Source organism: Ferrovibrio sp. MS7, from assembly GCF_038404985.1.
GTDB classification, from domain to species: Bacteria; Pseudomonadota; Alphaproteobacteria; order Ferrovibrionales; family Ferrovibrionaceae; genus Ferrovibrio; species Ferrovibrio plantarum.
Map to the genome: position 1 here is coordinate 2286062 of NZ_JBBKBA010000001.1, position 11778 is coordinate 2297839.

Here is an 11778-nt window from a genome sequence, read left to right on the forward strand (position 1 = left end):
CTTGCTATCTCCTGCTTGCTACCGAGTGTCCACTGGACACTCGTCCGCTGCGCAGCCCGTCGGTCTTTAAGTCCGCAACGCGGACTTAAAGACCTTTAACAATATCCTCCACCATCTTCTTGGCGTCGGCGAGCAGCATCATCGTGTTGTCCTTGTAGAACAGGTCGTTGTCGATGCCGGCATAGCCGCTGGCCATCGAGCGTTTCACGAACAGCACGGTCTTGGCCTTGTCCACATCGAGGATCGGCATGCCGTAGATCGGGCTTTTCGGGTCGTCGCGCGCGGCGGGGTTGGTCACGTCGTTGGCGCCGATCACGAAGGCCACATCTGCGGTCTGGAATTCGGAGTTGATCTCCTCCAGTTCGAACACCTCGTCATACGGCACATTGGCTTCCGCCAGCAGCACGTTCATGTGGCCCGGCATGCGGCCCGCCACCGGATGGATGGCGTATTTCACTTCCACGCCTTCCTCCTTCAGCTTGTCGCCCATTTCGCGCAACGCATGCTGCGCCTGGGAGACGGCCATGCCATAGCCCGGCACGATGATGACCTTGCCGGCATTCTTCATGATGAAGGCGGCGTCGTCGGCCGAGCCCTTCTTGTAGGGCTTCTCCACCTTGCTGCCGCCAGTCGCCGCCGCCGTGTCGCCGCCGAAGCCGCCGAGGATGACGTTGAACAGCGAGCGGTTCATGCCCTTGCACATGATGTAGCTCAAGATCGCGCCCGACGAGCCGACCAGCGCGCCGGTGACGATCAGCGCCGGGTTCTGCAGCGTGAAGCCGATGCCGGCCGCCGCCCAGCCGGAATAGCTGTTCAGCATCGACACGACCACAGGCATGTCGGCGCCGCCAATCGGGATGATGATGGTGAAGCCGACGATCAGCGCCAGCAGCGTGACGGCCCAGAACAGTTCCTTGCTCGGGTTCATGCAGAAGGCGACGATCAGGCCGAGGATCACCAGGCCGATCAGGGCGTTCAGCATATGCTGGCCCTTGAAGATCACCGGGCTGCCGGAAACCAGGCCCTGCAGCTTGGCAAAGGCCACCAGCGAGCCGGAGAAGGTGATGATGCCGATGACCACGCCGAGGCTCATCTCGATGCGGGCGGCGACAGTGATGACGCCGGCCGGATTGAGAATGCCGTAAGGCGCCGGATTGTAGAAGGCGGCGGCCGCCACCAGCACGGCGGCAAGGCCGACGAGTGAGTGCATGGCGGCGACAAGCTGCGGCATCGCCGTCATCTGGATGCGGCGGGCCAGCACGGTGCCGACGCCACCGCCGATCACCAGGGCAACCAGCACCCAGGCAATCGAGCCGGAGAGGTCGCCGAGATTGGCGATGGTGGTGAGCACGGCAATCGCCATGCCGACCATGCCGAAGGTGTTGCCCTGGCGGCTGGTCTCTGGGCTGGAAAGCCCGCGCAGAGCCAGGATGAACAACACCGAGCTGACGAGATAGAGCAGGGCGGTAAGTTGGATGGACATGATCTATGGCCCCTTAATGCTTCTTCGCCGGGGCGTCTTTTTTCTTGTACATCGCCAGCATGCGCTGGGTGACAAGGAAGCCGCCGAAGATATTCACCGCGGCGAGCGCGATGGCGAGCAGGCCGAACACCTTGGAGGCATCGAACACCGCCGAGGCACCGGCGGCGATCAGCGCGCCGACGATGATCACCGACGAGATGGCGTTGGTGACGCTCATCAGCGGCGTATGCAGGGCCGGGGTGACGCTCCACACCACGTAATAGCCGACGAAGCAGGCCAGCACGAAAACGGTGAGCAGCGAGAAGAAGGAGTAAATCTCACCCATGATCAGTTCCCCTCTTTCAGCATCGGGTGCACCACGGCGCCGCCGCGGGTGACGCAGGTGCCGGTCACGGTTTCGTCGTCGGCCTTGAACTTGAATGTCTTGCTTTCCTTGTCCCAATGCGGGGAGAGGAAATTCCAGAGGTTCTTCGAGAACAGGTTGGAGGCATCCACCGGCACGCGGCTGGGATAGTTGGTGTAGCCTACCACCTTGACGCCGTCGACATCGACGATCTGGTCCGGCTTGGACAGCGGGCAATTGCCGCCGGCCTCCACCGCCAGATCGATGATCACCGAGCCGGGCTTCATGCTGCGCACCATTTCCTCGGTGACCAGCACCGGGGCGGGGCGGCCGGGGATCAGCGCGGTGGTGATGATGATGTCCTGCTTCTTCACCGTCTCGGCAATGAGGGCTGCCTGCTTGGCCTTGTACTCGGCCGACATTTCCTTGGCATAGCCGCCAGCGGTCTGGCTGGCGCGGGCTTCCTCGTCATCGACCCAGACGAACTTGCCGCCGAGGCTTTCCACCTGCTCCTTGGTCGCCGGGCGCACGTCTGTCGCCGAAACCACGGCGCCGAGGCGCTTGGCGGTGGCAATCGCCTGCAGGCCGGCCACGCCGACGCCCATGACGAAGACGCGGGCCGGCGCGATGGTGCCGGCCGAGGTCATCATCATCGGGAAGGCACGGCCGAACACGGCCGCCGCATCCAGCACCGACTTGTAGCCGGCGAGGTTCGACTGCGAGGACAGAATGTCCATCGACTGGGCGCGGGTGATGCGCGGCATCAGTTCCATGGCATAGGCGTCGATGCCGGCGGCGGCATAGGCCTTCACCTGCTCGCGCTGCTGCAAGGCACCCAGGCCGGCGACCAGGATGGCGCCTTTTTTGAGCAAAGCCAGTTCGTCATTACCTTCGGCGGCGGTCATCGGCCGCTGCACCTTCAGCACCATGTCGGCATCGCCGAGCGCGCTCCTGGCGTCGGGCGCGATCTTGGCGCCGGCTTCGGCGAATTGGCTGTCGGGGATATCGGCACCGGCGCCGGTGCCGGTTTCCACCACCACCTCGGCGCCAAGCTGGGCAAATTTCTTCACCGTATCCGGCGAGGCGGCGGCGCGCCGTTCACCCGGACGGCGCTCCTTCGGAATCGCTATCTTCATAGCTTATCGCTCCCTGAACGCGCTGGCTGCCCGGCGCGATCGACTTTGTACGAACAAAATGACTGTGAATAAGACAACGGCGCCGCTGGGGCGCCGTTGCGGTAATCTTAGTGCACCAGGAATTTCGCCATCAGCGCCAGCGTGATGGCGATGGCGATGCAGGACCATGTGGTTGCCTTCATGAAGCCGCTATAGGCGGCCTTGTGCTGGCTGATATCCATGGTGCCAAGCTTATGTTCCTCGGCCATCGGCTGCTTCCCTCTAGTTCTTGCTGCGAGCGGTGTTTATGGCCCACGCCGGGGCGGGCCGTTTTTCCGCCCGGATACTACGCTTTTACCCCCCGGTCCTACAACCCTTCGCGGCTGCGGTAGGGGGCTCAGGCCCCGGCGTCAGGCCGAGGCATTGACCAGCGCGCCGCCCTGCTGCTGGGCCACCCGGCCGATCAGGCCGTTGAGCGCGGCATAGGCGGCGGAGGCCCGGGCAGCGGGCGATTCGGCGGGACTTTGCCCGGGCGCCGGATTAGGTGCGGGCGCCGTGCCAGCCTCGGCCTGCTGCGCTTCCTGCTCGGCTTTCTTTTCGGCGCGGATCTGCGCCAGGGCTTCCAGCCGCAAGGCCTGGGCGGCGGCGGCCACGGCGCGGTCGGCGCCCGAGGGGTCGGCCGGGGCCAGCGCGGCGGCGGCCACCTGGGCCGCTTTCTGCAGGGTCGCTTCCGGGTCGTTCTCGGCGGAAATGTCGATGCTCACCTCGCCGCTGGTGGCATACATCTGGCCATCGGGGCCGCGCGTGTAGCTGTAGGACGGCGCGCCGGCATATTGCCCGCCCACGGCGGCATGCGCCCGCTCATGCGCCCGCACCTTGGCGTCGATCGCCTTCAGCTTCGCCACCTGGGCCTTTTCTTCTTCCGATAGCTGGTCAGCCGACTGCGCCTTGCCGCTGCCGGCGGCGGGCGTGGCCTGCTCCTGGGCGGTGAGCAGGGTGTTGCTGGCCAGGCGACCGGTGCCGCTGCTGCCGATGCCGCTGCTGCCAGTGCCGGTGCTGGCTGCGGTCACGGCGCCGGGGCCGATGCCGTTCTGCCGCGCCGATTCCGTGCGCGCGCTGGCCAGGCCGGGAAACTGCGCCGCAAGCTGGGCGCGGTTGAAGGCGCCATGTTCGCTGCAATCCAGCGCGCTGCACACCGCGCTGCCGTCATTGGCCCGGCTCTGGGCCGTGGCAAGGGCGGGGGGCGCGGCGCCAAAGGCCGGCAGCGTGGCCGGCGAATAGAGCGACAGGCTGCCAATCATGCCCCGATTGTCGCCCCCTGGCGGGCGCCGTCAACCGGAAAGCTGACTCCTGCCAACAGGAGCGGGTGTTGAGCCGGCAACACGCGCCACTACCCGCGTATCTTCTCCGCCGCCATGCGTCGGAAATTCCGCAACTTGACTCTGCGCGTGCTTGATTGCTCCAGTCACAAGGCGCCGAGACACGGGGCGTATGGAAAACTATAAATGGTTTCGCTATTCGCTCAATCTGATATCAGCGCGGTCCGCCGACGAAGACCGGTGAATAAACCTTGGTCTATGAAATAAAGATGATGCCTGAACTTTAAAAACACGCATGTCGATGGGGACTTTTTCCAAGGATGAGAACATATTCCCGAATCTGCTTCGGTTGTCGTGAACGAGTAGAATTTCATTAGTCATTATATCCACCGCGCCTATGCGATAGGAAATTTCGACGTCACACCCACCAATCAATACAGTGTATTTCCCAGCGTCATTTTCTTCTTCAATAGCTTGATAGAGTTTGCCGGCTACAGGAATACATGTTCTCATCGCCTGCAAATTTTGGGTTTGCCCGTTTACAGACAGCGCCCCATTTCGAATGCTGACGGTATCCCCAGGTATTGCGGCGATTCTTGAAATGAGGAAATTGCCTGCTCGTTCATACACAACGAGATCGCCTCTGCGAGCGGAATTTTTCTTGAAGTAATGATGTTCTATAACAATGACATCATTAGGAAATATGTTCGGAAGCGAAAGTTCTGACGGTCCTTGAAAAAACCCCCAGGCGGATAGTTTGAACAAATGAATGCTGATGATTATTGCCAGGGAGAAAATTGGGTAGGCTCTCAGGAATACCGATAAAAAGAGCACATTCTCAGTGCAAAACGCGGGCGTGGCAGGAAGCAGACGCTTTGGTAAGAATTGAAGAGCTGTAGCCAGCAGCGCCCGCAACAGCATGTATGAGACAGCTGTGGTCAGCTTGAATTGCACTTCGGTGGAGTTTTGAGGAATGTCAAAGAAAACAAAATACAAAACAGCAATATCAAGAACAGTGATAACTATCGACGCAAAGGTCGCGGCACGAAAATTATTGTTTCGATGCAGGATGCGCCCTGGCGCAAGATAGTCGAAAACGATTCGAAGCCCGGATGTGAAAACTTTCCGCATCACCCATTAGCCTCGCAGCTCTCGAAATCGCAGCGCAAAGCCCCAGTATATTCCCGCCGCGAAACCGGCATGCCTTTGCACCTGGATCATCCTGCAAAAATAGAGGCTAGAGTATTTCGCCCCTGTGTAAGTAAAATCTTATCTGTAATTATCAATTGTATATTTTATTGCTCTTTTTTGCAATGCAGCCGGTGTGTCTGACATATTTTTGGGTGCGCGTTTTCCGGTTTAGTCGCAAGCTTTATTCTAATCAGTCTGTTCCAGCCCCGCCGCCTTCAGCGCCGCCTGCTGGCGTTTTTCCAGTGCCTTGGTGTCGAAGCCTTCGATCAGGTCGTGGAACAGGCGGTGCCAGTTGATCGCTGCCTTCAGATGCAGGAATACGCCGCCGAGGCCGATGGCGGCGCGGTCCATGAACACGAATTCGCGCGGCGGCGTCACGCCGCCGAGTTTCTTCAATTCGGCATGCACCTTCTCGGCTACTTCGCGGCCATAGATGCCGCTTTCTTCCATTTCCTGGATGCGGCGCGGGCGGTCTTCCAGCAGCGGCGCGTAGACGAATTCGGCCCAGAGATTGAGCGTGTCGATCACTTCGTTGCTCAAGCCCGAAAAGCCCCAGGTCTCGTAGGCATGCACCGCCAGCGCGCGGTCCTGGGTCGAGATAGCGCGGTAGAGGTCGATCACGCCGCCGACGAACTTTGCTGGGAAAATGCGCACGCAGCCGAAATCCAGCAGGTTGATGCCGAGATCGTCGCGCACCGTGTAATTGCCCAAATGCGGATCGCCATGGATCACGCCGCAGCGGTAGAACGGCACATACCAGGCGCGGAACAGGTTGTAGGCAATCGTGTCGCGGGCTTCCTGCGGCGCGTCCTTGTAGGTCAGCAGCGGCTTGCCGTCCAGCCAGGTCATGGTCAGCAGCCGGCCGGTGCTTAAAGGCTTCACCACGTCGGGCACATGCACCTGCGGCTCGTCTTTCAGCATCGCGGCATAGAGCCGCATATGCGCCGCTTCGCGCTGGTAATCCAGTTCCTCGCGCAGCCGGTCGGCGATCTCGGCATGGATATGGCGGGTGTCGATGGCCGGATCGATGCGGCTGTAGATGCCGAAGATCAGCTTCAACTGCTTCAGATCGGCTTCCACCGCCGAAGCCATGTCCGGGTATTGCAGCTTGGCCGCCAGGTTGCCCTGCTGCTTGGTCGCCGCGCGATGCACCTGGCCGAGCGAGGCGGCGGCGGCTGCCTGCAAATCGAAGCGGGTGAATTTCGCCTGCCAGTCGGGCCCGAGTTCAGCAACCATGCGGCGCTTGACGAAAGCCGGCCCCATCGCCGGCGCATTGGCCTGAAGCTGCGTCAGTTCCTGCACATATTCCTTCGGCAGCGCGTCGGGGATGGTGGACATGATCTGCGCCACCTTCATCAGCGGGCCTTTCAGGCCGCCGAGCGCCGCACGCAGATCCGCCGCATGCTTGCCACGGTCGAGCTTGACGCCAAGCACGCGCTCGGCGCCGAGCTTGGCGGCAAGGCTGCCAACCGAGGCGCCGACACGGGCATAGCGCCGGGCGCGGCCTAAGGCAGTGTCTTCCTCAGCCATTCTGTTTAACCAAGGGCTTCAAGCTCGTCGATAAAGCCGCCGATCACGCCGAGCCCCTTGGACCAGAAGGCGGGATCCGAGGCATCGAGGCCAAAGGGGGCGAGCAATTCCTTGTGGCGCTTGCTGCCGCCGGCCTTGAGCATGGCGAAATACTTCTCCTGGAAACCCTTCTCGGCATCCTGGTAGCGGGCATAGAGCGCGTTCACCAGGCAATCGCCAAAGGCATAGGCATAGACATAGAAGGGCGAATGCACGAAATGCGGGATGTAGCACCAGAAGGTGCTGTAGTCGGCATCGAATTTCAGCGCCGGGCCTAAGCTCTCGCGCTGCACGCCGAGCCAGATATCGCCCAGCGCATCCGGCGTCAGCTCGCCCTCGCGCCGCGCATTGTGCACGCGCTGCTCGAACTTATAGAAGGCGGTCTGCCGCACCACGGTGTTGAGCATGTCCTCCACCTTGGAGGCCAGCATCAGCTTGCGCTGCTTCGGCTTGGCCTGGGCCAGCAGAGCGCGGAAGGTGAGCTGCTCGCCGAACACGGAAGCCGTCTCGGCCAGGGTCAGCGGCGTATCGGCCATCAGCGGGCCCTGCTCGGCGGCGAGCAACTGGTGCACGCCATGGCCCAATTCATGCGCCAGGGTCATCACGTCACGGGTGCGGCCGAGATAGTTCACCAGCAGATAGGGATGCGCGCTCGGCACTGTCGGATGCGCAAACGCGCCCGAGGCCTTGCCCGGCCGCGCCGGGGCGTCGATCCAGTTATTGTCGAAGAAACGCTTGCCGAGATCGGCCAGTTTCGGCGAGAAGCGGCCATAGGCGCCGAGCACGATGTCGCGCGCTTCCTCCCAGGGGATCAGGCGGTCCTTGTCCTCAGGGAGAGGCGCGTTGCGGTCCCACCAGTCAAGCTGGCGCTTGCCCATCCACTTGGCCTTCAGCGCGTAGTAGCGGTGGGACAGGCTGGGGTAGCTGGCGGTCACGGCATCCACCAGGGCGTTCACCACTTCCGGTTCAACGCAGTTGGACAGATGCCGCGAGGATTCGGGCAGCGGATATTTGCGCCAGCGGTCCTCGATCTCCTTGTCCTTCACCAGCGTGTTGGTGATCAGGGCGAAGAGGCGGACATTCTGCTTGAACACCTTGGCCAAAGCCTTGGCGGCCTGGCGGCGCTTGGCCGGGTCGGTGTCGGAAAGCAGATGCAGCGTCTGCTCGGCGGTCAGTTCCTCGGTCCCAAGCTTGAAGCGCAGGCCGGCCATGGTCTCGTCGAACAGGCGGTTCCAGGCGGCGGCGCCGGAAACCTGCTTCTCATGCAGCAACTGCTCGATCTCGTCGGAAAGCTGGTAGGGGCGATAGAGCCGCAGATCATCGAGCCAGGGCTTGTAATGCTTCAGCTTCTTCGACTGGGCGAGTTTCGTCTCCAGCGCCTTGTCGTCCAGCTTGTTCAGTTCCAGGCCGACGAACAGCAGGCGGGTGGTGACGGCGTTCAGCTTCTCCTGGATATCCTGGTAGAAGCGCGCCACCTGCGGATCGGCCATGTCGGCGGCGTAGCTCAGCGAGCCAAAGGCGTAGATGCGGCCGATGGTGTCCTGCAGCTTCTCGTAGTCCTGGATCAGCCCGGCCAGTTCGTCGCCGCTCATCGCGGCGATGCGGCCCTTGCCGCGCTTTTCCAGCGCCTCGGCGGTCTTGGCGGCATTGGCCATGGCGGCGTGGAACGGCTTGGAATCGCGGCCCGGATAGAGGTCGTCGAGATTCCAGTTCGGCAGTTTGCCGAGCTTTTTCGCCTGGGCCGCGGATGCCATACGTCGCTCCTTGCTTTGAACGACTCTAAATATGGGCGGCGGCCGGTGTTAAGGCCAGAGGGCGGGGAATTAAATTCTGGTGAGGAACCGCTGCTTGTTCGGCGGGCTGTTTTATTCAGCGGGTTGGGCCCAGAGGTAATACTGGCTCGCCACCGGCGACCAGATCACCGACCACAGCACCGGCTTCTCCTGGCCGCTGGCATGGCGCACGCGGCCAGGCTGCATGCGCCGGGGCGCACCGCTGCGGGCGGCATCCAGCCGCGCGGTAACGACGAGCTGGTCATTGGCGGAGAACAGCGAGACCAGCGGGCGGCCGATGATCGCCTCGCGCTCCATGCCCCAGATGTCGCGGCAATTCGGCCCGATCTCGACGATACAGGCGGTGTCGTCGAGCAGGCCGGGCACATCGGGGGCGAGGTCGATCAGGCGCCGTGCCCGTGCTTCGCTTTCGCTCAATTGCTCGGCCAGCGCCGAGATACGGCTATTGCTGTCGGCCAGGGCTGCGGCGGCGGCATTCTCGATGGCATAGAGTTCGCGGAAATGCGACACGCCGGCGATCAGCGCCAGCGCCGCCAGTTGCGCCAGACTCCAGCTTACCATGGCATCGAGCTGCGACGAGCCGGCGGCGGCATGCTCGATCAGGTAGGTGCCGACACTCAGCAGGATTGTTCCGGCGGTGATGCCAGACAACCACAGCGCCCGACGCCGCTCATTCACCGCGAACAGGAACAGGTAGACCGGGATCGCCCAGCCCATATGAACGAATACCTTGTCGCCATCCTTGGTCAGGAACAGCGCGTTCGTCACGTTCCCGGCGATGTAGAAGGAAATCCAGAGCGAGAGGCCGAAGGCGATGCGCTCGAGCCAGATGGTGCCGCGCCACAGCAGCAGTACCAGCAACACCAGGCCGGTGAGCAGCATCGGCGGGATGGTGAGCCATTCGAATGGAGAGAGCAGGCCGGCCGGCCCGGCGACGAACAGGCCGTAGCAGCTCCCCAGCGTCATCAGCACGCAGACCGTGATCAGGCATTGCAGGGCAAGCCGGCGTTCGGCGAGGGTGGCGTTCAGTGTGATAGCCATGCCGCTAGCGGGGGATCAGGGCTTCTTTTCCGCCGTCCGCAGATCGCTGTCGGTGGCGCGGTCATGGGCGCGGTAAAGCGGCCAGTCACCGGTGACGGTGGAGGAGAGGCTGTCATGCGGCTGGCCGATGCGGGCGCGGTAGATCCAGTGATTGGTCAGCACGCGCTGCACGAACAGCCGGGTTTCAGAAAGCGGGATACTCTCGATGAACAGCAGCGGGTCTTCCTGGCGGCCTTCGCGCAGCCATTTCTGCAGATTGCCCGGACCGGCATTGTAGGCGGCGGCGAGGTAGAACAGGTTGCCGCGGATCATCGGCATTTCCAGCAGATGCTGCAGGTAGCGCTGGCCCAGCTCGATATTGTATTCCGGCGCCAGCAGGCGGTGGCGGCTGTTCTTCAGCCGCAGGGTATGGTCGCCCGCCACATAGCCGGCGGTGCGCGGCATCAACTGCATCAGGCCGGCGGCACCGGCGCTGGAGGAAGCGCGCGGGTTGAAGGCGCTTTCCTGGCGCATGAAGGCGAAGATCAGCGCACGGTCGAGCGCGAAGCCGCCTTCCGGCTCCCAGGGCGGCAGCGGATACATGGCGTTGTCGTAGGCATCGCCCTTCACGCTGCGCCAGGCCAGGCCGATCTTCATCGCCGAAGCCGGAGTCTGCAGCCGGCCAGCAAGGCCGAGCAGGGCGAAAGCCAGCGGGTCGGAGGCCTGCGAAAACACGCGGGCGATTTCGCGGTCGGCACGCACCGCCTCGCCGATTTCGTTCAGCGCCAGGGCGCGGCGGATCGCCGGCATCTGCGCCAGCTTGCCGGCATCTTCCGCCACCAGCGGCGCCGGCGCCCAGGAGAAGGGCATTTCCTGGCCCAACTGGTTCAGCGCCAGCAGGCCGTAGAAGGTGCGTTCCTGCGTCGCCGCCACCTGCAGCAGGCGCATCGCTTCCGCCGGCTGGCGCAGCCGGAGCATGACGCGCGCGCCCCACCAGGCACCGGCGGCCTTGTCCCAGTTCGAGGCGACCTGCGAAAAGGCCAGGTTTTCGAAATGATGCGCGGCGTTGTCGTAGCGGCCCATGCGCCAGGCAGCGATGCCGGCGACCCAGTCGGCTTCCGGCACGCGGGCGCGTGAACGCTGCGCGGCGGGGCCGGCCAGCGCCAGCGCCTTGGCGTCGTCGCCATTCAGGAACCAGCTCCAGGCGACGCGGCGGCGCCAGTCGTCGAATTCGGAATTGGACAGCCGCGAGCGGATTTCCGGCTTGTTGATCAGCGCCTCGGCCTGGCTGACCTTGTCCTTGCGCAGCAACTGGCCGAGTTCGCCCTCGGCGCGGGCGATCATCTGGGCGGCGGCCGGGTCGCGCTCCTTCGGGATCGGGCGCGAGCGCGTGGTGGCGACGCTGCCTGGATCATTGGGGAATTCGCCGGTATCGACCCCGGTGGGGGCAGGCGGGGCCTTGTCCTTCTTGCCCTTCTTTTTCAGCGCCAGGCGGTAGATTTCCTCGGCGCCGGGATGATCGCGGTAGTCGCGCAGCCAGTTGCTCAATTCGGCATAGCCGGCGTTATACCCGGTCGGATGGGTGTAGCGCTGATGCAGTGCATGGCCGCGCAGGATCGGGTCCTTGATCAGCTTCAGTTCGCGGTCGGCCTCGGCGAAGCGCAGGTCGGCCTGAAGCTCGAAAATACGGCCATAGCGGTCGCTGTCAGCCTGATTGAGGATGGTGGGCAGGTCGGTTTGGGCCAGTGACTGCGCTGGGGCCAGTAATGCCGCCAGCCCCAGGCCAGCAGCCAGCAACAGGGCGCCGAAGCCCAGCCGGGCCACTAGGCGCCGCCGGATTTCCCCCGTCTGCAAAAGCTGCCAGGTCACAATTTGTCGCGATTGGCTTGGCATGACGAGCCGGCATACCCCATGAAACCCGTATGGGCAAGCCTATATTATGTAC

Annotated in this window: 9 protein-coding genes and 1 pseudogene; all 10 read right to left on the reverse strand. The window is 63.1% G+C overall.

Annotation, left to right across the window (positions count from 1 at the left end; all coding sequences use genetic code 11):
• Positions 1-85: 85 nt before the first annotated feature.
• Positions 86-1483, reverse strand: coding sequence for an NAD(P)(+) transhydrogenase (Re/Si-specific) subunit beta (locus V6B08_RS10930; RefSeq protein ID WP_341980564.1), 1398 nt, complete (start codon positions 1481-1483; stop codon positions 86-88).
• A 13-nt stretch (positions 1484-1496) separates the two neighbouring features.
• Positions 1497-1790, reverse strand: a pseudogene (locus tag V6B08_RS10935) (proton-translocating transhydrogenase family protein); the annotation flags it as partial.
• Positions 1791-1810: 20 nt separating this feature from the next.
• Entirely contained in the window at positions 1811-2962 is a 1152-nt protein-coding gene (locus tag V6B08_RS10940) for a Re/Si-specific NAD(P)(+) transhydrogenase subunit alpha (RefSeq protein WP_341980566.1), read from the reverse strand.
• Positions 2963-3069: 107 nt separating this feature from the next.
• Complete coding sequence (locus V6B08_RS10945) at positions 3070-3210, reverse strand: aa3-type cytochrome c oxidase subunit IV (RefSeq protein ID WP_341980568.1); 141 nt, start codon at positions 3208-3210, stop codon at positions 3070-3072.
• Positions 3211-3351: 141 nt separating this feature from the next.
• Complete coding sequence (locus V6B08_RS10950; protein WP_341980570.1) at positions 3352-4242, reverse strand: putative metalloprotease CJM1_0395 family protein; 891 nt, start codon at positions 4240-4242, stop codon at positions 3352-3354.
• Positions 4243-4455: 213 nt separating this feature from the next.
• Positions 4456-5391, reverse strand: coding sequence for a S26 family signal peptidase (locus V6B08_RS10955; RefSeq protein WP_341980572.1), 936 nt, complete (start codon positions 5389-5391; stop codon positions 4456-4458).
• A 246-nt stretch (positions 5392-5637) separates the two neighbouring features.
• A complete protein-coding gene (locus V6B08_RS10960) occupies positions 5638-6981 on the reverse strand; it encodes an ABC1 kinase family protein (protein WP_341980574.1) in 1344 nt (447 codons plus the stop codon).
• A gap of 5 nt (positions 6982-6986) precedes the next feature.
• On the reverse strand, positions 6987-8774 hold the full coding sequence (locus V6B08_RS10965) for a M3 family oligoendopeptidase (protein ID WP_341980576.1): 1788 nt from the start codon (positions 8772-8774) through the stop codon (positions 6987-6989).
• A gap of 111 nt (positions 8775-8885) precedes the next feature.
• On the reverse strand, positions 8886-9854 hold the full coding sequence (locus V6B08_RS10970) for a PAS domain S-box protein (protein ID WP_341980578.1): 969 nt from the start codon (positions 9852-9854) through the stop codon (positions 8886-8888).
• 15 nt (positions 9855-9869) lie between these two features.
• On the reverse strand, positions 9870-11657 hold the full coding sequence (locus V6B08_RS10975; RefSeq protein WP_341980580.1) for a lytic transglycosylase domain-containing protein: 1788 nt from the start codon (positions 11655-11657) through the stop codon (positions 9870-9872).
• Positions 11658-11778 lie beyond the last annotated feature (121 nt).